The 21,295-nt window shown below is 67.2% G+C and carries 19 protein-coding genes; 18 read left to right on the forward strand and 1 reads right to left on the reverse strand.

Features of this window, described 5'->3' with window-relative positions:
- Nucleotides 1-54: 54 nt before the first annotated feature.
- Entirely contained in the window at nucleotides 55-1,374 is a 1,320-nt protein-coding gene (locus tag QTI45_RS04795; protein ID WP_286653653.1) for an amidase, read from the reverse strand.
- A 217-nt stretch (nucleotides 1,375-1,591) separates the two neighbouring features.
- Here QTI45_RS04795 and rpsB point away from each other — a divergent pair, with 217 nt between their 5' ends.
- From rpsB to carB, 18 genes are all read left to right on the forward strand, one after another.
- Nucleotides 1,592-2,347: a 30S ribosomal protein S2 gene (gene rpsB / locus QTI45_RS04800; RefSeq protein ID WP_286367603.1), complete on the forward strand. Its 756-nt coding sequence runs from the start codon at nucleotides 1,592-1,594 to the stop codon at nucleotides 2,345-2,347.
- A 112-nt stretch (nucleotides 2,348-2,459) separates the two neighbouring features.
- Nucleotides 2,460-3,383: a translation elongation factor Ts gene (tsf, locus tag QTI45_RS04805; RefSeq protein ID WP_286367604.1), complete on the forward strand. Its 924-nt coding sequence runs from the start codon at nucleotides 2,460-2,462 to the stop codon at nucleotides 3,381-3,383.
- 93 nt (nucleotides 3,384-3,476) lie between these two features.
- Entirely contained in the window at nucleotides 3,477-4,199 is a 723-nt protein-coding gene (gene pyrH, locus QTI45_RS04810; protein ID WP_286367605.1) for a UMP kinase, read from the forward strand.
- Nucleotides 4,200-4,212: 13 nt separating this feature from the next.
- Nucleotides 4,213-4,773 carry a ribosome recycling factor gene (frr, locus tag QTI45_RS04815; protein WP_286367606.1) on the forward strand — a complete coding sequence of 187 codons (561 nt, stop codon included), beginning with the start codon at nucleotides 4,213-4,215 and terminating at the stop codon, nucleotides 4,771-4,773.
- A 19-nt stretch (nucleotides 4,774-4,792) separates the two neighbouring features.
- Nucleotides 4,793-5,530, forward strand: a complete 738-nt coding sequence (uppS, locus tag QTI45_RS04820) for a polyprenyl diphosphate synthase (protein ID WP_286367607.1) — start codon at nucleotides 4,793-4,795, stop codon at nucleotides 5,528-5,530.
- 4 nt (nucleotides 5,531-5,534) lie between these two features.
- On the forward strand, nucleotides 5,535-6,380 hold the full coding sequence (locus tag QTI45_RS04825) for a phosphatidate cytidylyltransferase (RefSeq protein WP_286653654.1): 846 nt from the start codon (nucleotides 5,535-5,537) through the stop codon (nucleotides 6,378-6,380).
- Nucleotides 6,377-7,564, forward strand: a complete 1,188-nt coding sequence (gene ispC / locus QTI45_RS04830) for a 1-deoxy-D-xylulose-5-phosphate reductoisomerase (RefSeq protein ID WP_286653655.1) — start codon at nucleotides 6,377-6,379, stop codon at nucleotides 7,562-7,564. The genes QTI45_RS04825 and ispC overlap by 4 nt, the downstream gene beginning before the upstream one ends.
- A 24-nt stretch (nucleotides 7,565-7,588) precedes the next feature.
- Nucleotides 7,589-8,959 (forward strand): RIP metalloprotease RseP, encoded by a 1,371-nt coding sequence (gene rseP / locus QTI45_RS04835; RefSeq protein ID WP_286653656.1) that lies wholly within the window; start codon nucleotides 7,589-7,591, stop codon nucleotides 8,957-8,959.
- A gap of 40 nt (nucleotides 8,960-8,999) precedes the next feature.
- On the forward strand, nucleotides 9,000-11,408 hold the full coding sequence (bamA, locus tag QTI45_RS04840; RefSeq protein WP_286367611.1) for an outer membrane protein assembly factor BamA: 2,409 nt from the start codon (nucleotides 9,000-9,002) through the stop codon (nucleotides 11,406-11,408).
- A complete protein-coding gene (locus tag QTI45_RS04845; protein ID WP_286367612.1) occupies nucleotides 11,408-11,938 on the forward strand; it encodes an OmpH/Skp family outer membrane protein in 531 nt (176 codons plus the stop codon). Before bamA ends, QTI45_RS04845 begins: the two co-directional genes overlap by 1 nt.
- 14 nt (nucleotides 11,939-11,952) lie before the next feature.
- On the forward strand, nucleotides 11,953-12,939 hold the full coding sequence (gene lpxD / locus QTI45_RS04850; RefSeq protein ID WP_286653657.1) for a UDP-3-O-(3-hydroxymyristoyl)glucosamine N-acyltransferase: 987 nt from the start codon (nucleotides 11,953-11,955) through the stop codon (nucleotides 12,937-12,939).
- Entirely contained in the window at nucleotides 12,936-13,382 is a 447-nt protein-coding gene (fabZ, locus tag QTI45_RS04855) for a 3-hydroxyacyl-ACP dehydratase FabZ (RefSeq protein ID WP_286367614.1), read from the forward strand. The genes lpxD and fabZ overlap by 4 nt, the downstream gene beginning before the upstream one ends.
- A 10-nt stretch (nucleotides 13,383-13,392) precedes the next feature.
- Nucleotides 13,393-14,181, forward strand: a complete 789-nt coding sequence (lpxA, locus tag QTI45_RS04860) for an acyl-ACP--UDP-N-acetylglucosamine O-acyltransferase (RefSeq protein WP_286367615.1) — start codon at nucleotides 13,393-13,395, stop codon at nucleotides 14,179-14,181.
- Nucleotides 14,182-14,189: 8 nt separating this feature from the next.
- Nucleotides 14,190-15,338 (forward strand): lipid-A-disaccharide synthase, encoded by a 1,149-nt coding sequence (lpxB, locus tag QTI45_RS04865; RefSeq protein WP_286653658.1) that lies wholly within the window; start codon nucleotides 14,190-14,192, stop codon nucleotides 15,336-15,338.
- Nucleotides 15,310-15,975, forward strand: coding sequence for a ribonuclease HII (gene rnhB, locus QTI45_RS04870; RefSeq protein ID WP_286653659.1), 666 nt, complete (start codon nucleotides 15,310-15,312; stop codon nucleotides 15,973-15,975). Before lpxB ends, rnhB begins: the two co-directional genes overlap by 29 nt.
- Nucleotides 15,972-16,769 (forward strand): TrmH family RNA methyltransferase, encoded by a 798-nt coding sequence (locus QTI45_RS04875; protein WP_286653660.1) that lies wholly within the window; start codon nucleotides 15,972-15,974, stop codon nucleotides 16,767-16,769. The genes rnhB and QTI45_RS04875 overlap by 4 nt, the downstream gene beginning before the upstream one ends.
- A 118-nt stretch (nucleotides 16,770-16,887) precedes the next feature.
- A complete protein-coding gene (gene carA, locus QTI45_RS04880) occupies nucleotides 16,888-18,072 on the forward strand; it encodes a glutamine-hydrolyzing carbamoyl-phosphate synthase small subunit (RefSeq protein WP_286653661.1) in 1,185 nt (394 codons plus the stop codon).
- Nucleotides 18,065-21,292 (forward strand): carbamoyl-phosphate synthase large subunit, encoded by a 3,228-nt coding sequence (carB, locus tag QTI45_RS04885; RefSeq protein WP_286367620.1) that lies wholly within the window; start codon nucleotides 18,065-18,067, stop codon nucleotides 21,290-21,292. Before carA ends, carB begins: the two co-directional genes overlap by 8 nt.
- Nucleotides 21,293-21,295 lie beyond the last annotated feature (3 nt).

Raw genomic sequence — 21,295 nt, forward strand, 5'->3', positions numbered from 1 at the left:
GGCGGTGAAGGGTGTCGGTCGGCGCCCGTTCAGGCTGCGCCGACCCTGGCGACTTTATAGCGCCCGTTCGGCCTGCAGCGCGACGGCCAGCACGGCATCGTCGTGAAGCGCGGCATGCCAGACCATCAGCCCGACCGGCAGTTCGTCCGTGGCCTGGCAGGGCAGCGAGATGGCGCAGCCGTCCAGCATGTTGATCACCGAGGGATTGCGCAGCAGCAGGGCATTGACGCGGAAGAACTCGTCGTCCCGCCCCTCGCCCGGGGCGACATCGGCGATCGCCGGCGCCGTGATCGGGACGGTGGGCGACAGCATCGCGTCGAAGGGCGACAGCAGCTGCTCCATGCGCTCGATCCAGCTGCGCCGCGCATGGATCAGGTCGATGTACTCGTGCGCCCGCATGGTCGCGCCCTTGATGATGCGCTGCGCCACGCGCGGGTCGTAGCCGGCGCCGCTTCGTTCCAGCAGCAGGCGGTGCCAGGCATAGGCCTCGGCGGCCGAGAAGCCGCCGCTGGCGTTGATCGTCGGCAGGTCGGCCAGCGGCGGCAGGTCGATTTCCTCGATCCGGGCGCCGGCGGCGGCCAGCCGGCCCAGCGTGCGCTCGAAGGCCCGGGCGACGACCGGGTCGAGGCCGTCCTGGAACAGGTTCCGGCACACGGCCAGCCTATAGGCGGCCAGCGGCGCCGCGCCGGCGGTCACCCGGCGCGCCGCGAGGATCTGGTGTGCCGTCACGGCGTCGCGCACCGAACGCGTCATGGCGCAGACGGTGTCCAGAGTGGTCGACAGGGGCAGGGCGCCTTGCGCCGGCACCAGCCGCGCCGTGCTCTTGAAGCCCACGATGCCGTTCAGCGCCGCCGGGATCCGGATCGAGCCTCCGGTGTCGGAGCCCAGGCCGATGAAAGCCGCTCCGCTGGCCACCGAGACCGCGGCGCCGGACGAGGAGCCGCCCGGGATCCGCGGCGTGGCCGGATCGGCGAGGTTGGCCGGTGTGCCGTGGTGCGGATTGACTCCGACCCCGGAGAAGGCGAACTCGGTCATGTTGGTGCGGCCCAGCAGGGCTCCGCCGGCCGCGCGCAGGCGCGCCACGGCGATCGCATCGGCGCGCGCCGCCGGCGCATGGGCCAGCACGATCGAGCCGGCGGGGGTCGGCTGGCCGGCGATGTCGAACAGGTCCTTGGCCGAGAACGCCAGTCCGCCGAGCGGCTGGGCTGCCGTCGCGGCGGCAGCGTCCCGGCGGGCTTCGTCCGGCATCGTGCGGGTGAAGGCGTGCGCGCAGGCCGGCGACACGGCCGCGGCAAGGCTGTGCTCCATTTCGGTGCGCGCGTCGGAGGTGGTCGCCAGCAGGGCGAGGCGGGTGGCGTGCAGGTCGGGTCGCATGGTGTGGGTGGCCGGTCGGGGAGAGGGGATGCAAGGGCGGTGCGTGCTATACTCTTTGGGTTTCGCCCAGAGGCTACAGGCCATCCAGGTCTTAAGGTCTTCTCAAGGCGAGACGCATCCGCAAACCAGCCCAATCAAGGTGTTGCAAGGCCTTCCTCGAGTGGAAAGCCACGCAAAACGGGCTGGATTTTAGACCCAACCTTTGGAGTTATTCCTTATGTCGACCACCATGCGCGAAATGCTGGAAGCCGGTGTCCATTTCGGTCACCAAACCCGCTTCTGGAACCCCAAGATGGCCCCGTTCATCTTCGGCCATCGCAACAAGATCCACATCATCAACCTGGAAAAGTCGCTTCCGATGTTCCAGGATGCGATGAAGTACGCCAAGCAGCTGACCGCCAACCGCGGCACCATCCTGATGGTCGGCACCAAGCGCCAGGCCCGCGAAATCGTGGCAGCTGAGGCCCGTCGCGCCGGCGTGCCCTTCGTCGACACCCGCTGGCTCGGCGGCATGCTGACCAACTTCAAGACCGTCAAGACCTCGATCAAGCGTCTGAAGGACATGAAGGCCCAGCAGGAAGCCGGCCTCGACAGCCTGAGCAAGAAAGAGCAGTTGACCTTCTCGCGCGAGATCGCCAAGCTCGAAAAGGACATCGGCGGCATCCAGGACATGACCGCGCTGCCCGACGCCATCTTCGTGATCGACGTGGGCTTCCACAAGATCGCCGTCGCCGAAGCCAAGAAGCTCGGCATCCCGCTGATCGGCGTGGTCGACTCGAACCACTCGCCTGAAGGCATCGACTACGTGATCCCGGGCAACGACGACTCGTCGAAGGCCGTCACGCTGTACGCCCGCGGCATCGCCGACGCCATCATCGAAGGCCGCAACAGCGGCGTGAACGACGTGGTCAAGGCCGTGGCCGAAGGCAGCGGCGACGAATTCGTCGAAGTCGAAGAGGGCGCTTCGGCCTGATTCGAGCTCGCTCGAGCCTGAAGAAGGGGCTTTGTTGCCCCTTTTTTTTAATCTGATTTTCGCGGCTGCCGGATGGGGCGGCCGCCACTGACAAACCGAACGGAGTACACACATGGCAACGATCACCGCAAGCATGGTTGGCGAACTGCGCGCAAAAACCGACGCCCCGATGATGGAATGCAAGAAGGCCCTGACCGAGGCCGACGGCAACATGGACAAGGCCGAAGAGCTGCTGCGCATCAAGCTCGGCAACAAGGCCGGCAAGGCTTCGGGCCGCATCACGGCCGAAGGCGTGGTCACCGCGTTCGTCGACGGCGATGCCGGCGCGATGATCGAGATCAACTGCGAAACCGACTTCGTCACCAAGAACGACAGCTTCCTCGCGATGGCCAACGCCGCCGCCATGCTGGTCGCCAAGAACAACCCGGCCGACCTGGCTGCGCTGGGCGCCCTGGCCTACGAGCAGGACGGCTTCGGCCCCACGCTCGAAGACGTGCGCAAGGGCCTGATCGGCAAGATCGGCGAGAACATGAGCTTCCGCCGCTTCAAGCGCTTCGCCGGCAACGGCAAGCTGGCTTCGTACCTGCACGGCACGCGCATCGGCGTGATGGTCGAGTTCGAAGGCGACGAAACCTCGGCCAAGGATGTCGCGATGCACATCGCCGCCATGAAGCCGGTCGCGATCTCGGCCTCGGACGTGCCCGCCGACCTGATCGAAAAAGAGCGCGCGGTTGCCGCCGGCAAGGCCGAAGAAGACCGCAAGGTCGCCGAAGCCGCCGGCAAGCAGCCGCAGCCGGCCGACATCGTCGCCAAGCGCATCGAAGGCGGCGTGCAGAAGTACCTCAAGGAGGTCTCGCTGCACAACCAGCCTTTCGTCAAGAACGACAAGCAGACCGTCGAGCAGATGCTCAAGGCTGCCAACACCTCGATCAAGGGCTTCACGCTCTACGTCGTCGGCGAAGGCATCGAAAAGAAGGTCGACGACTTCGCGGCCGAAGTGGCAGCGCAGGTCGCCGCCGCCAAGGCTGCGGCCTGAGTCACGCCGCAGGGCGGCAGCGCACGTGACGCGCTGCCGCATTTTCACCGTCACGTCTTACACTCGCACCCGCTCATCTCAAAGGAACCGCCCATGCCCGAAGCCCGCCCAGCCCACAAGCGAATCTTGTTGAAGCTGTCGGGCGAGGCGTTGATGGGCGACGACGCCTTCGGCATCAACCGCGCGACCATCGTGCGCATGGTGGGCGAGGTGGCCGAGGTCGTGAACATGGGCGTCGAGGTGGCGGTCGTGATCGGCGGCGGCAACATCTTCCGCGGCGTGGCCGGCGGCTCGGTGGGCATGGACCGCGCCACCGCCGACTACATGGGCATGCTGGCCACCGTGATGAACGCGCTGGCGCTGGCCGACGCGATGAACAAGCAGGGCCTGATCGCCCGCGTGATGTCCGCCATCGCGATCGAGCAGGTGGTCGAGCCCTATGTGCGCCCGAAGGCCCTGCAGTACCTCGAAGAGGGCAAGGTGGTGATCTTCGCCGCCGGCACCGGCAACCCCTTCTTCACGACCGACACGGCGGCCGCGCTGCGCGGTGCCGAGATCGGCGCCGAGCTGGTGCTCAAGGCGACCAAGGTCGACGGCGTCTACACGGCCGACCCCAAGAAGGACCCGAGCGCAACGCGCTACACCAACCTGAGCTTCGACGAAGCCATTGCACAAAACCTCGGCATCATGGACGCCACGGCCTTCGCGCTGTGCCGCGACCAGAACCTGCCGATCAAGGTGTTCTCGATCTTCAAGAACGGCGCGCTCAAGCGCGTCGTGATGGGCGAGGACGAAGGCACCCTCGTGCACGCTTGAGGAGATTGAATACATGACCATTGCAGACATCCGCAGTGCGACCGACGCCAAGATGAACCAGTCGCTCGCCGCCTTCCAGAACAACCTGACCAAGATCCGTACCGGCCGCGCCAACCCGGCCCTGCTGGATTCGATCCACGTCGACTACTACGGCTCTTCGGTGCCGCTGTCGCAGGTGGCGAACGTCGCCTTGCTCGACTCGCGCACCATCAGCGTCCAGCCCTGGGAAAAGGGCATGGGCGCCAAGATCGAGAAGGCGATCCGCGAGAGCGACCTGGGCCTGAATCCGGCCTCGATGGGCGACCTGATCCGGGTTCCGCTGCCGCCGATGAGCGAGGAGCGCCGCAAGGAAATGACCAAGCTGGTGCGCAACGAAGGCGAGAGCGCCAAGATCGCGACGCGCAATCTGCGCCGCGACGCCAACGATGCGATCAAGAAGCTGGTCAAGGACAAGCTGGCCTCGGAAGACGACCAGAAGCGGGCCGAGGCCGAGATCCAGAAGGTCACCGACCGCCACATCGCGGAAATCGACCGCCTGGTGACCGCCAAGGAAGCCGAGATCATGGCCGTCTAGGGCCGAAACACCTCTACGCATGAAGCACAGCGACCCTGCGGTTCCCCATCACATCGCCATCGTCATGGATGGCAACGGTCGCTGGGCGACGCGCCGCTTCCTGCCGCGTGTGGCGGGTCACAAGCAGGGCGTCGAGTCGCTCAGGCGCTGCGTCAAGGCCTGCGTGGCGCGCAACGTCGGGGTGCTCACCGTCTTCGCGTTCTCGTCCGAGAACTGGAACCGGCCAGTCGAGGAAGTCTCCGGCCTCATGGACCTGATGGTCGGTGCGCTGGGCCGCGAGGTGCCCAAGCTGAGCCAGGACGGCGTCCGGCTGCATTTCGTCGGCGAGCGCGGCGGGCTGTCCGAGAAGATGATCGCCGGCCTGGTCCAGGCCGAAGCGGCGACCGCGCACAATTCCCGGCTCGTGCTCAATGTCTGTTTCAACTATGGCGGCCGCTGGGACATCGCACGCGCCGCCGCCCAGCTGGCAGCCCGCGGCGAGGCGCTGACCGAGGCCAACCTCGACGCCGCGATGGCGCTCTCGCACGTGCCCGACCCCGATCTGTTCATCCGCACCGGCGGCGAGCAGCGGCTGTCGAACTTCCTGCTCTGGCAGAGCGCCTACGCCGAGCTCTTCTTCAGCGACCGCCTGTGGCCCGAGTTCGACGAGGCCGCGCTCGACGAGGCCATCGCAGCGTTCCAGCGCCGCGAGCGCCGCTACGGCCAGACGTCCGAGCAGCTGGGCGCCGGGGCTTCGAGCGACCAGCGGGTCGCCTGAGCGCATGCTCAAGCAACGCATCATCACGGCGATCGTCCTGTTGGCGATCCTGCTGCCTGCGCTCTTCTATCCCTCGCACGTGCCCTTCGCCTGCGTGATGCTGGCGCTGATCGGGGCTGCCGCCTGGGAGTGGGGGGGCCTCAACGACTACGGTCCGCGCCTGTCGCTGTTCCTCGGCGCCGAGATGGTGCTGCTGTGCGCGCTGTCCTGGTGGCTCGGCCTGCTCGAGCGCCCGCTGCTCGGCGTCTGGATCGCCGCCAGTGCCGCCTGGGTGCTGGGCGGTGCCGCACTGCTGCGCGTGGCGGTTCCGGGCTGGCCGCGCGTGCCCAAGGGGCTGCGCCTGGTCGGCGGCCTGCTCGCGCTGTGGGTGGCCTGGCTGGCGGCGGTGCAGGCGCGGGTCGTGGGCATCAATTTCCTGCTCTCGATCCTGGTGCTGGTCTGGGTCGCGGACGTTTTCGCGTATTTCACCGGCCGTGCCTTCGGGCTCAAGTTCACCCGGAACAAGCTGGCCCCGACCATCAGTCCCGGCAAGAGCTGGGAGGGCGTCTGGGGCGGCATGGCCGGCGTGGTCGTGCTCGCGCTGGCCTGGGTCTGGGGCGACTCCGCCGCCCAGGCGTCGGTCGCCAGCCTCTATACACGGCTGGCCGAGCGCGGCTGGTGGCTGCTGCTGATCGGCGTGGTCTTCATGGCCGCGATGAGCGTGGTCGGCGACCTGGTCGAGTCGCTGATCAAGCGCAGCGCCGGGGCCAAGGACAGCAGCGCGCTGCTGCCCGGGCATGGCGGCGTGCTCGACCGGATCGACGCGCTGCTGCCCACGCTGCCGATCGCCATGATGCTGGCCTTCCTATGAATTCAGTCAAACAACGCGTCACGGTGCTCGGCTCGACCGGCTCCGTCGGCGTCAGCACGCTCGACGTGATCGCGCGCCATCCCGATCGCTTCGAGGTTTTCGCCCTGTCGGCGGCGACCCGGGTCGACGAGCTGTTCGCGCAGTGCGTGCGCTTTTCGCCGCAGTTCGCCGTGATGGCAAGCGCGCCGCACGCGGCGCTGCTGGCCGACAAGCTGGCCTCGAACGGCCTGCCGACGCGCGTGCTGAGCGGCGAGGGCGCGATCGAGGAGATCGCCTCGCACGAGCAGGCCGATTCCGTGATGGCCGCCATCGTCGGCGCCGCCGGGCTCGGCCCCTGCCTGGCGGCCGCGCGGGCCGGCAAGCGCCTGATGCTGGCCAACAAGGAAGCGCTGGTGGTCGGCGGCGAGCTGTTCATGCGCACGGTGCACGAAGGCGGCGCCGCGCTGCTGCCGATCGACAGCGAGCATTCGGCCATCTTCCAGTGCCTGCCCGAGGACCGCAGCACCTGGGCCCAGCGGGTCGACCATGTGCTGCTGACCGCGTCGGGCGGCCCGTTCCGGCAACGCGATCCCGCCACGCTGGCCGAGATCACGCCCGAGCAGGCCTGCGCGCACCCGAATTTCTCGATGGGGCGCAAGATTTCCGTCGACTCCGCCACCATGATGAACAAGGCCCTCGAGGTGATCGAGGCCCGCTGGCTGTTCGACCTGACACCCGAGCAGGTCAAGGTGGTGATCCATCCGCAGCAGATCATCCATTCGATGGTGCAGTTCCAGGACTCGTCGGTCATCGCGCAGCTCGGCACGCCGGACATGCGGGTGCCGATCGCCTGCGGCCTGGCCTGGCCCGAGCGGATCGCGAGCGGAGCCGGCAAGCTGGATTTCGCCTTGCTGGCGGCCCTGACTTTCGAGGCCGCGGACGAGGTCCGCTTCCCGGGACTGCACCTGGCATGGCATGCGCTGCGGGCCGCGCCCGGAACCACGGCGGTGCTGAATGCCGCCAACGAAGTGGCGGTCGAGGCCTTTCTCGAGCGGCGGCTGCGTTTCGATCGCATTCATGCGGTCAATCTGGAAACTTTGGAGCGCGTGTTGCCCTCCAAGCCCTCGTCGCTTGCGGACTTGCTCGACCTGGACGCCAGTGCGCGAGCCGCGGCCCGTGCCGCGGCGCTCCGCTTCGCGGCCTGATCCGTACAACCCCCGGGGAATCCGATGCTCACAGTCGTTGCCTTCATCGTCGCCCTCGGCCTGCTGATCGCCGTGCACGAATACGGGCATTACCGGGTCGCGGTCGCCTGCGGGGTCAAGGTGCTGCGCTTCTCCGTCGGTTTCGGCAAGACCCTCTATCGCTGGCAGCCCAAGCGCCAGCATCCGGGCCAGAACACCGAGTTCGTGATCGGCGCCTTCCCGCTCGGCGGCTACGTGAAGATGCTCGACGAGCGCGAAGGTCCGGTGCCGGCCGAGGAGCGGCATCGCGCCTTCAATACCCAGCCGCTGCGCTCGCGCGCCGCGATCGTGGCCGCCGGCCCGATCGCCAATCTGCTGCTGGCGGTCGTGCTCTACACGCTGGTCAACTGGATCGGCGTCCAGGAGCCGGCGGCGACGCTGGCCCGTCCGGTGGCGGCCTCGCTGGCCGAGCGGGCAGGGCTGCAGGGCGGCGAGCACGTCACGCGGGCCGGCTTCGAAGGACAGCTGGAGGCTGTGCAATCCTTCGAGGACCTGCGCTGGCGCATGACCCGCGGCGCCCTCGACGGCCGCGACCTGACGCTGGAGATCGCCGGCGAGCGCGGTCGTCCGGCGCGCGAACTGGTGCTGCCGCTGAGCCGCATCGAGGCCAAGGATGCGGATGCGCAGATGTTCCGCAAGATCGGCGTCATCTCGCCGATGACCCGGCCCGAGATCGGCGAGGTGATGCCCGCCAGCGCCGCCGAGCGTGCCGGCCTGCGCAGCGGCGACCTGGTACGGGCCGTGGGCGCGACCGCGATCGTCGACGGCCAGCAGCTGCGCGAGCAGATCCGCGCCTCGATCGACGGCAGCCAGCCGCGCACGCAGGCCTGGCAGGTCGAGCGCGGCGGGCAGTCGATCCAGATCGAGGTCACGCCGGAGGTCCGCGACGAGCCGACGGGCAAGGTCGGCCGCATCGGGGCCTTCGTCGGAGCGCCGCCCGAAATGGTGCTGGTGCGCCAGGGCGTGGTGGACGGCGTCTGGCGCGGCGTGGTCCGGACCTGGGAGGTGTCGGCGCTCACCGTGCGCATGATGGGCAAGATGCTGATCGGCGAGGCTTCGCTCAAGAACCTCAGCGGACCGCTCACGATCGCCGACTACGCCGGCAAGTCCGCCAGTCTCGGACTGACCCAGTACATGGTGTTCCTGGCCCTGATCAGCGTGAGCCTGGGGGTCTTGAACCTCATGCCGCTGCCGGTCCTCGATGGCGGGCACCTGATGTATTATCTTTGGGAGGGCCTGACCGGCAAGAGCGTCTCCGACGCCTGGATGGAAAGGTTTCAGCGCGGCGGTGTCGCGCTGCTGCTGGTCATGATGTCGATCGCACTCTTCAACGACGTCACGCGGCTCTTTGGTTAACTTTTCTGCCAGCCCTTTCCGGCCCTGGCTCAATTCACAGATGAACACAACATTCAGTCGCTTTCGCCTGCGCAGCGTTGCCGCGGTAGTGGCCAGCGCGCTGGCGGCCACGGCAGCCTGGGCGGTCGAGCCTTTCACCGTGCGCGACATCCGGGTCGAGGGCTTGCAGCGGGTCGAGCCGGGAACGATCTTCGCGTCGATCCCGCTGCGCGTGGGCGATACCTACAACGACGAGCGCGGCTCCGCCGCGATCCGGGCGCTGTTCGACCTGGGGCTGTTCAAGGACGTGCGCATCGACGTCAACGGCAACGTGCTGGTGGTGATCGTCGAGGAGCGGCCCACGATCGCCGACGTCGATTTCGTCGGCACCAAGGAATTCGAGAAGGCGGCGCTGCAGAAGGCGCTGCGCGAAGTCGGCCTGGCCGACGGGCGTCCCTACGACAAGGCCCTGACCGACCGCGCCGAGCAGGAGCTCAAGCGCCAGTACGTGAGCCGCAGCCTCTACAACGCACAGGTCGTGACCACCGTCACGCCGATCGAGCGCAACCGCGTCAACCTGACCTTCACCGTGACCGAAGGCGAGCCGGCGCGCATCCGCGAAGTGCACATCGCCGGCAACAAGGACTTCAGCGAGTCGACCCTGCTGAGCCTGTTCGACCAGGACAGCGGCGGCTGGCTCAGCTGGTACACCAAGTCGAACCAATACTCGCGCGCCAAGCTCAACGCCGACCTCGAGACGCTGCGCTCGTACTACCTGTCGCGCGGCTACCTCGAGTTCCGCATCGATTCGACGCAGGTGGCGATCTCGCCCGACCGGCAGGATCTCTCGGTCACGGTCAACATCAGCGAAGGCGACAAGTTCGTGGTCTCCGGCGTCAAGCTGGCCGGCAACTACCTGGGCCGCGAGGACGAGTTCAAGTCGCTGGTGTCGATCCAGCCTGGCGAGCCCTACAACGCCGAAGAAGTGACCCGGACCACCAAGGCCTTCTCCGACTACTTCGGCAGCTTCGGCTACGCCTTCGCCCGCGTGCAGGCGACCCCCGAGATCGATCGCACGACCAACCGGGTCGCGCTCACCCTGAACGCCCAGCCCGAGCGCCGGGTCTATGTCCGGCGGGTCGCCATCGGCGGCAACAACCGCACGCGCGACGAAGTCATCCGCCGCGAGTTCCGGCAGTACGAGGCCTCCTGGTACGACGGCGACAAGATCAAGCTGTCGCGCGACCGGGTCGACCGCCTCGGCTTCTTCACCGACGTCCAGGTCGACACCCAGGAGGTGCCGGGCGTGCCCGACCAGGTCGACCTGACGGTCGAGGTCAAGGAGAAGCCGACCGGCTCGCTGCAGCTGGGCGCCGGCTTCTCCAGCGCCGACAAGGTCAGCCTGACCTTCGGCATCTCGCAGGAGAACGTGTTCGGCTCGGGCAACTACCTCGGCGTGCAGGTCAACACCAGCAAGTACAACCGCTCGCTGTCGCTGGTCACCACCGATCCCTACTTCACGAAGGAAGGGATCTCGCGCAGCTTCAGCATCTACACCACGACCACCCAGCCGTACTACGCCAGCATCGACGGCAATTACAAGCTGACGACCGAAGGCGCGAACATCCGTTTCGGCGTGCCGTTCAGTGAGCGCGACACGATCTTCTTCGGGGCCGGCGTGGAGCGTTACCGCTTCGACCCGGGCACCTCGTTCGCGGGCTATGTGCCGTTCTCGTACCAGCAGTACTTCGGTTGCATCTCCGGCGACCGGAACATCCTCCTGTACTGCGGCAACCCCACGGTTTCGGGCATCCCGCTGACCGTAGGCTGGGCCCGCGACGACCGCGACAGCGCGCTGGTCCCGACCAGCGGCGTCCTGCAGCGCGCCAACCTCGAAGTCGGGGTCGGCGGGGACATGAAGTACTACAAGACCAACTACCAGTACCAGCAGTTCTTCCCGATCAACAAGCAGTACACCTTCGCGATCAACGGCGACTTGGGCTATGCCAAGGCCTACGGCGGCGAGGTGTACCCGATCTTCAAGAACTTCTACGCCGGTGGCCTGGGTTCGGTGCGCGGCTTCGAGCAGAACTCGCTCGGTCCGCGCGACATCCCACTGTTCGGCCAGATCGAAGGCGCGGCGCTGGGCGGCACCAAGAAGGCGGTCTTCAACGCCGAACTGAGCACCCCGTTCCCGGGTGCCGGCAACGACCGGACGCTGCGCCTCTACACCTTCATGGACGCCGGCAACGTGTTCGGCGACCGCACGCCATGGTCGACCGACGCCCAGTGGGACTCGATCAAGAAGTTCCGCGCATCGATCGGCCTGGGCATCAGCTGGATCTCGCCGCTGGGCCCGCTGCGCATCGCCTACGCCTTCCCGGTCGTGTACGAGAAGGGGGATGTGGCCCAGCAAATCCCGGAGGATAGAATTCAACGCCTGCAATTCCAGATCGGAACGACCTTCTAATGACTCCATTGCTTCGTGCCGCCGGTGCGCTGCTGGTTCCTGTCGTCATGGCGGTGGGCATGCCCGCCCAGGCGCAGGAAAGCTTTCGCATCGGTTTCGTCAATCCTGACCGGGTGCTGCGCGAAGCGCTGCCGGCGAAGGCCGCCCAGGCCAAGCTGGAGGCCGAGTTCCTCAAGCGCGAAAAGGATCTGACGGCACAGGGTGCGGCGCTCAAGGCGGCCTCCGAGCAGTTCGAGCGCGAAGCTTCGACGCTGACCGAGAGCCAGCGCCTGGCGCGCCAGAAGGCGCTGGTCGACCAGGATCGGGATTTCCAGCGCCGGCGTCGCGAATTCCAGGAAGATCTGAACGCCCGCAAGAATGAAGAGCTGCAGCAGGTCTACGAGCGCGCCAACCGCGTGGTCAAGCAGGTGGCCGAGGCTGAGAAGTACGACGCCATCCTCCAGGAGGCGATCTACATCAACCCGAAGCACGACATCACCGAGAAGGTGATCAAGGCGCTCAACGCGTCGACCTCTACCGGCGGCAAGTAGCGCCGTCTATCGGCGTGGCACTTCGGCTAGGCGCAATCATCGAGGCCCTCGGAGGTGATCTCCAGGGCGATCCCGGGCTTTCGATCGAGCGGCTGGCACCGCTCGCGACGGCGGGTGGCGACGCGATCGCGTTCCTGAGCCATCCCAAATACCAGAAGGAACTCGCCGCCTCCGGCGCCGCCTGCGTGATCGTGGCGCCGGCGATGCACGATGCGGCGGCGGCGCGCGGCGCCTTCATCGAGACGCCCGATCCCTATCTCTACTTCGCGCGGCTGACCCAGCTCTGGAAGAAGGCCCATGCCCGGCCCGAGACCGCGCGCATTCATCCCAGCGCAGTGATCGACCCCGAAGCGGTGGTCGACCCGAGCGCCCGCATCGGCGCGCTGTGCGTGATCGAGCGCGGTGCCCGCATCGGCGCCGACACGGTGCTGAAGTCCCGCGTGACGGTCAGCGAGGACTGCATCATCGGCGCGCGCTGCCTGCTGCACCCGGGCGTGGTGATCGGCGCCGACGGCTTCGGCCTGGCCCCGCACGAGGGCGCCTGGGTCAAGATCGAACAGCTTGGCGCGGTGCGCATCGGCGACGATGTCGAGATCGGCGCCAACACCTGCATCGACCGCGGCGCCCTCGAGGACACCGTGATCGAGGACGGCGTGAAGCTCGACAACCTGATCCAGATCGGCCACAACGTGCGCATCGGAAAGCACACCGCCATGGCCGGCTGCACCGCGGTGGCGGGCAGCGCCACCATCGGCGCCCACTGCACCTTCGGCGGCCGGGCCGGCGTGCTCGGGCACCTGACGATCGCCGACCACGTGAACATCTCGTCGACCTCGCTGGTGACGCGCTCCATCCACAAGCCCGGCCTCTACACCGGCGTGTTTCCCATCGACGACAATGCGACCTGGGAGAAAAACGCTGCCACGCTCAAGCAACTGCACAGTCTGCGGGAGCGCCTCAAGGCGCTGGAAAAAATGACGATGCAGGACAAGAAATCATGACGACGCTCGATATCCACCAAATCCTCAAGCTGCTGCCTCACCGATACCCGTTCCTCCTGGTGGACCGCGTGCTCGACATGGAAAAGGGCAAGCGCATCACGGCACTCAAGAACGTGACCATGAACGAGCCCTTCTTCAATGGCCACTTCCCGCATCGCCCGGTGATGCCGGGCGTGCTGATGCTCGAGGCGATGGCCCAGGCGGCCGCGCTGCTGTCCTTCCATTCGCTGGACATCGTGCCCGACGACAACACGGTCTATTACTTCGCCGCCATCGATGGCGCGCGCTTCAAGCGGCCGGTCGAGCCCGGCGACCAACTCACGCTCGAGGTCGAGATCGAGCGCATGAAGGCCGGCATCTCCAAGTTCAAGGGGCGCGCGCTGGTCGGCGCCGAACTGGCCTGCGAAGCGACATTGATGTGCGCGATGCGCCAGATCAACTGATCCTGCCGGCATGACCCTGATTCATTCGACGGCGATCGTCGACCCTCAGGCCGAACTCGACCCGACGGTCAGTGTCGGTCCCTACGCCGTGATCGGCCCGCACGTGCGGGTCGGCGCCGGCACCACGATCGGCGCGCACTGCGTGATCGAGGGCAGGACCACCATCGGCCGCGACAACCGGATCTTCCAGTTCGCATCGCTGGGCGCGGTGCCGCAAGACAAGAAATACGCCGGCGAGCCCACGCAACTGGTCATCGGCGATCGCAACGTGATCCGCGAGTTCTGCACCTTCAACATCGGCGTGCCCGGGGCCGGCGGCGTGACGCGGGTGGGCAACGACAACTGGATCATGGCCTACACGCACATCGCGCATGACTGCCGTGTCGATGACCACACCACGCTCGCCAACAACACGACCCTGGCCGGCCACGTGCACCTGGCCGACTGGGTGACGGTGGGCGGGCTGACCGGCATCCACCAGTTCGTGTCGGTCGGTGCCCATGCCATGCTCGGTTTTGCCAGCGCGGTCACGCAGGACGTGCCGCCCTTCATGCTGGTGGACGGCAATCCTCTCGCCGTGCGCGGGTTCAACGTGGTCGGCCTGCGCCGCCGCGAGTTCTCGCCCGCGCGGATCGCGGCGGTCAAGCAGATGCACCGGCTCCTGTACCGCCAGGGCAAGACGCTGGACGAGGCGCGTGCCGCAATCCAGGCACTGGCTGCCGAAGTGCCCGAGGCGGCGCCTGACGTCGCGATGATGAGTGACTTTCTCGCCGGTGCCACGCGCGGCATCGCGCGCTGAGTTGCCGCATGTCTGAAAAGCCGCGGCGGTTCTCGCTGGTCGCCGGCGAGGCTTCTGGCGACCTGCTGGCGGGCCTCATGCTCGATGGGCTGCAGGCGCGGTGGCCCACGATGCAGGCGGTCGGCATCGGTGGCCCCCGGATGCTCTCGCGTGGTTTCGAGAGTTGGTGGCCCCAGGAAAAGCTCGCCGTGAGCGGCTATGTCGAGGTGCTGCGCCACTATGCCGAGATCGCCGGCATCCGGCGCCAGCTGCGGGCCCGCCTGCTGCGCGAGTCGCCCGACATCTTCATCGGCGTCGACGCCCCCGATTTCAATCTCGACCTCGAGGCCGGCCTGCGCGAGCGCGGCATCAAGACCGCGCACTTCGTCTGCCCGTCGATCTGGGCCTGGCGTCCGGAGCGGGTCCACAAGGTCCGCGCCGCTGCCGACCATGTGCTGTGCATCTTTCCGTTCGAGCCGGCCCTGCTCGCGCAGCACGGCATCGCCGCGACCTATGTCGGCCATCCGCTCGCCAAGGTGATCCCGATGGCGCCCGACCGGGCGGCGGCGCGCACCGCGCTCGGACTCGATCCCGAGGCCGAAGTGGTCGCTATCCTGCCCGGCAGCCGGCGTTCGGAGCTGCGGCAGCTGGCGCCGCTGTTCTTCGACGCCGCGGCCCTGATGCTGAAGTCGCGGCCCGGCCTCTGCTTCATCTGTCCGGTGCTGCCGAGCCTGCGCCAGGAGATGGAGCAATTGCTGAAGGCCAGTCCCATGGCGGGTCGGGTGAACCTGCTCGACGGCCAGTCCCACGCCGCGCTGGCCGCCTGCGACGTGACGCTGATCGCCAGCGGCACCGCGACGCTCGAGGCCGCGCTCTTCAAGCGGCCGATGGTGATCTCCTACCGGGTGAATTCGCTGACCTGGCGGCTGGTGATGCAGCGCAAGCAGCTGCAGCCCTGGGTCGGCCTGCCCAACATCCTGAGCCGTGAGTTCGTGGTCCCCGAGATACTGCAGGACGCCGCCACCCCAGAGGCGCTGGCCGAGGCCACGCTGGGCTGGCTCGCCTCGCCGGAGAAGGTTCACGCCTTGCAACAACGTTTTTGCGCGATGCACGCAGAATTGCTGCGCGATACGCCGACACTGTGCGCCGATGCGATCCAGAAAGTTCTTGAAGGCTGAGCAGGCCAGCCTCCTGTGGGATGGCCCGGGGCTGATGGCCGGCGTCGACGAGGCCGGCCGCGGTCCGCTGGCCGGCCCGGTGGTGGCCGCGGCCGTGATCCTCGACGATCAGCGGCCGATCCGCGGCCTGGCCGATTCGAAGACCCTGACCGCGCTGCAGCGCGAGCGCCTGCACGACCAGATCCTCGCCAAGGCGCTGTGCTGCTCCGTCGCCCAGGCCAGCGTCGAGGAGATCGACACCCACAACATCCTGCAGGCGACGATGCTCGCGATGCGCCGCGCGGTCGAGGGCCTGCGCCTGAAGCCGGTCAAGGTGCTGGTCGACGGCAACCGGCTGCCGACGCTCAACGTGCTGGCCGAGGCGATCGTCAAGGGCGATGCCCGGGTCAAGGCGATCTCGGCGGCCTCGATCCTGGCCAAGGTGCATCGGGACCGCCTCTGCGAAGACCTGCACGCCGAGTTCCCGCACTACGGCTTTGCCGGCCACAAGGGCTATGGCACGCCGGAGCACCTCGAGGCGCTGCTGCGCCATGGGGCCTGCGTGCACCACCGCAAGTCCTTCAGCCCGGTCGCCGCGGCACTGGCCCGCATGGCGACCCCGGCAGGGCAGCCGGCCGGCGTCGGAGATCCCTGGTGAGCGTCGACGAGGTCAGCCACGTCACGTCGAAGGACAACCCGCTGCTCAAGGAACTGCGCAAGCTGGCGCACGACCCGGGCGGCTACCGCAAGGCCGGCCGGGTCTGGCTGGAAGGCGACCACCTCTGCCGCGCGGCGCGCGAACGCGGCGTGCGGCCGGCGGTCGCGGTGTTCGCCGAATCCCTGTGGCCGACCGCCCGCCACGAATGGTCCGCCGCGGCGCCCAAGACCGTGGTGCTGCCCGATGCGCTGCTGGCGGCGGTCAGCGGGCTCGAATCCCCGGCGCCGATGGGCTTCATTCTCGACCTGCCGGCGCGCCAGGAGGTCGAGCCGTCGGCGCCCACGGTGGTGCTGGACCGGCTGCAGGATGCGGGCAATGTCGGCTCGATCCTGCGCAGCGCCGCCGCCTTCGGCTTCAAGCAGGTGATTGCGATCAAGGGCACGGCGGCGCTGTGGGCGCCCAAGGTGCTGCGTGCCGGGATGGGGGCCCACTTCGGCCTGCGGCTGATCGAAGGGGTCGGCATCGATGCGCTGGACGCGCTCGAGGTGCCCTGGATCGCCACCAGTTCGCACCGTGGCGAGTGGTTGCATCGCGCCGAACTTCCGTTTCCCTGCGCCTGGCTGATGGGGCACGAAGGGCAGGGGGTTTCCGCGGAAATCGAGGCCAGGGCGTCGCGCCACGTCCGGATCGCGCAACCGGGCGGCGAAGAGTCGCTCAACGTCGCGGCGGCGGCGGCGATATGCTTGTATGCAAGTGCTGCCGGAGCGGATGCCCGGGACGCGGGCCGGCTATAATCAAGGGCTTTCCCGCTCACACCCCGCCCACAGCGCACGCAAGCCAACTCCTCGACGAAGGTCGCAGCCCAAAGTCTTTCTTGGGTTCGCTTTGGGCGTCATCCATCCGGAGATCCCAGTGCTTTTGTCTCTCAAGGGAAAATTCCCGCCCGCCATCCTGGCGCTTGCAGACGGCACGGTCTTTCTCGGCAACTCGATCGGCGCCACCGGTGCCACGACCGGCGAGGTGGTGTTCAACACCGCCATGACCGGTTACCAGGAAATCCTGACCGACCCGAGCTACTGCCAGCAGATCGTGACCCTCACGTACCCGCACATCGGCAACTATGGCGTCAACGAGGAAGACATCGAGGCCGACAAGATCCATGCCGCGGGCCTGATCATCAAGGACCTGCCGCTGGTCGCTTCCAACTTCCGCCAGCAAGAGACGCTGAACCAGTACCTGGTGCGCGGCAACACGGTCGCAATCGCCGACATCGACACCCGCAAGCTGACCCGCCATCTGCGCACGAACGGTGCCCAGAACGGCTGCATCCTCGGCCTGGCCGAAGGCGAGGCTGTCAGCCAGGCGCTGATCGACAAGGCGGTCGCCGCTGCCAAGGCCGCACCCAGCATGGCCGGCCTCGACCTGGCCCGTGTGGTGTCGGTCAAGCAAACCTACGAGTGGACCCAGACCGAGTGGAAGCTCGGCTCGGGCTACGGCGTGCAGATCACGCCCAAGTTCCATGTGGTCGCCTTCGACTACGGCGTCAAGAAGAACATCCTTCGCATGATCGCCCAGCGCGGCGCGCGCATCACGGTGGTGCCGGCCGAGACGCCCGCGGCCGACGTGCTCAAGCTGCGTCCCGACGGCATCTTCCTGGCCAATGGCCCGGGCGACCCGGAGCCCTGCGACTACGCGATCGCGGCGGTCAAGGAACTGATCGAGACCGGCATCCCGACCTTCGGCATCTGCCTGGGCCACCAGATCATGGCGCTCGCCTCGGGTGCCAAGACCTTCAAGATGAAGTTCGGCCACCACGGCGCCAACCATCCCGTGAAGGACCTGGACAACGGCCGCGTCAGCATCACGAGCCAGAACCACGGCTTCGCGGTCGACGAGAAGAGCCTGCCGGCCAACCTGCGCCCGACCCACATCAGCCTGTTCGACAACACGCTGCAGGGCCTGGCCCGCACCGACAAGCCCGCGTTCTGCTTCCAGGGCCACCCCGAGGCCTCACCCGGCCCGCATGACATCGGCTACCTGTTCGATCGCTTCACGGCACTCATGCAAAGTCACAAAGAAGGACAGAAGAATGCCTAAGCGCACAGATCTGAAGAGCATCCTCATCATCGGCGCCGGCCCGATCATCATCGGCCAGGCCTGCGAGTTCGACTACTCCGGCGTGCAGGCCTGCAAGGCGCTGCGCGAGGAGGGCTACAAGGTCATCCTGATCAACAGCAACCCGGCGACGATCATGACCGACCCGGCCACGGCCGACGTCATCTACATCGAGCCGATCACCTGGCAGACGGTCGAGAAGATCATCGTCAAGGAACGCCCGGATGCCATCCTGCCGACCATGGGCGGCCAGACCGCGCTGAATTGCGCGCTCGACCTGTGGCGCAACGGCGTGCTCGACAAGTACAAGGTCGAGCTGATCGGCGCCACGCCCGAAGCCATCGACAAGGCCGAGGACCGCCTCAAGTTCAAGGACGCGATGACCAAGATCGGTCTGGGTTCGGCGCGTTCGGGCATCGCCCATTCGCTCGACGAGGCCTGGGCCGTGCAGAAGACGGTCGGTTTCCCGGTCGTGATCCGCCCGAGCTTCACGCTCGGCGGCACCGGTGGCGGCATCGCCTACAACCCCGAAGAGTTCGAGACCATCTGCAAGCGCGGCCTGGAAGCCTCGCCCACCAACGAGCTGCTGATCGAAGAATCCCTGCTCGGCTGGAAAGAGTACGAGATGGAAGTCGTGCGCGACAAGGCCGACAACTGCATCATCGTCTGCTCGATCGAGAACCTCGACCCGATGGGCGTGCACACCGGCGACTCGATCACCGTTGCGCCCGCGCAGACGCTGTCCGACAAGGAATACCAGATTCTCCGCAACGCCTCGCTGGCCGTGCTGCGCGAGATCGGCGTCGACACCGGCGGCTCGAACGTGCAGTTCTCGATCAACCCGAAAGACGGCCGCATGGTCGTGATCGAGATGAATCCGCGCGTGTCGCGTTCGTCGGCATTGGCTTCCAAGGCGACCGGCTTCCCGATCGCCAAGGTGGCGGCCAAGCTGGCGGTCGGCTACACGCTCGACGAGTTGCGCAACGAGATCACCGGCGGCGCCACGCCGGCCAGCTTCGAGCCCAGCATCGACTACGTGGTCACGAAGATCCCGCGTTTCGCCTTCGAGAAATTCCCGCAGGCCGATTCGCGCCTGACGACCCAGATGAAGTCGGTCGGCGAGGTGATGGCGATGGGCCGCACCTTCCAGGAGTCGTTCCAGAAGGCGCTGCGCGGCCTCGAAGTCGGCGTCGACGGCCTGAACGAGAAGACGCAGGACCGCGAAGTGCTCGAGAAGGAACTCGGCGAGCCCGGCCCCGACCGCATCTGGTACGTGGGCGACGCCTTCGCGATGGGCCTCAGCGTCGATGAAGTCTTCGCGCTGACCAAGATCGACCCCTGGTTCCTGGTGCAGATCGAGGAGATCGTGAAGATCGAGCTCGAGCTGGAAACCAAGTCGCTCGACGACATCGACAAGGCCACCCTGCTCGCGCTCAAGAAGAAGGGCTTCTCCGACCGCCGGCTGGCGCGTCAGCTGAAGACCACCGACACCGCGATCCGCGAGAAGCGCCGCGCCCTGGGCGTGCGCCCGGTCTACAAGCGGGTCGACACCTGCGCGGCCGAGTTCGCGACCAACACCGCCTACATGTACTCGACCTACGAGGACGAGTGCGAGGCTGCGCCGACGAACAAGAAGAAGATCATGGTGCTCGGCGGCGGTCCGAATCGCATCGGCCAGGGCATCGAGTTCGACTACTGCTGCGTGCATGCCGCGCTGGCGATGCGCGAGGACGGCTACGAGACCATCATGGTCAACTGCAACCCCGAGACCGTCTCGACCGACTACGACACCAGCGACCGCCTGTACTTCGAGCCGCTCACGCTCGAGGACGTGCTCGAGATCGTCGACAAGGAAAAGCCGACCGGCGTGATCGTGCAGTACGGCGGCCAGACGCCGCTCAAGCTCGCGCTCGACCTGGAAGCCAATGGCGTGCCGATCATCGGCACCAGCCCCGACATGATCGACGCCGCCGAGGACCGCGAGCGCTTCCAGAAGCTGCTGCACGAACTCGGCCTGCGCCAGCCGCCGAACGCCACCGCGCGCACCGAGCCCGAGGCGCTCGAGAAGGCCGCCGCTCTGGGCTACCCGTTGGTGGTGCGTCCGAGCTACGTGCTCGGCGGCCGGGCGATGGAAATCGTCCATGAGCAGCGCGACCTCGAACGCTACATGCGCGAGGCGGTCAAGGTCAGCAACGACTCGCCGGTGCTGCTCGACCGCTTCCTCAACGACGCGGTCGAATGCGACGTCGACTGCCTGCGCGACGCCGAAGGCACGACCCTGATCGGTGGCGTGATGGAGCACATCGAGCAGGCCGGCGTGCACTCGGGCGACTCGGCGTGCTCGCTGCCGCCCTACAGCCTGAAGGCCGAGACCGTGGCCGAGCTCAAGCGCCAAAGCGCCGCGATGGCCAAGGCGCTGAACGTGGTCGGCCTCATGAACGTCCAGTTCGCGATCCAGGAGAAGGACGGCAAGGACGTGATCTACGTGCTCGAGGTCAACCCGCGTGCCTCGCGCACCGTGCCTTACGTCAGCAAGGCGACCGGCATCCAGCTGGCCAAGGTCGCGGCCCGCTGCATGGCCGGCCAGTCGCTGAAGTCGCAGGGCGTGACGAAGGAAGTCACGCCGCCGTACTTCAGCGTCAAGGAAGCCGTGTTCCCGTTCGTCAAGTTCCCGGGCGTCGACACCATCCTCGGCCCCGAGATGAAGTCCACCGGCGAAGTGATGGGCGTGGGCAAGACCTTCGGCGAGGCCTTCGTGAAGTCGCAGATCGGCGCCGGCACCATCCTGCCGAAGTCTGGCCGCGTCTTCATCTCGGTCAAGAACAACGACAAGGCGCGTGCGGTCGAGGTCGCACGCGGCCTGGCCAAGCTGGGCTTCGAGCTGATCGCGACCAAGGGCACGGCGGCGGCGATCGGCGCGGCGGGCATCGCCTGCGCGGTGGTCAACAAGGTCACCGAGGGCCGCCCGCACATCGTCGACATGATCAAGAACAACGAGATCGCGCTGGTCATCAACACGGTCGAGGAGCGCCGCAACGCGATCGCCGACTCGCGCCAGATCCGCACTTCGGCGCTGCTGGCCCGCGTGACGACCTTCACCACGATCTTCGGCGCCGAAGCGGCGGTCGAAGGCATGCAGCACATGGACGAACTCGGCGTCATCTCGATCCAGGAGATGCACGAGCAACTCGCAAACGCCTGAGCG

Origin of the sequence: Variovorax saccharolyticus, from assembly GCF_030316765.1 — a bacterium.
Lineage (GTDB): Bacteria > Pseudomonadota > Gammaproteobacteria > Burkholderiales > Burkholderiaceae_C > Variovorax > Variovorax saccharolyticus.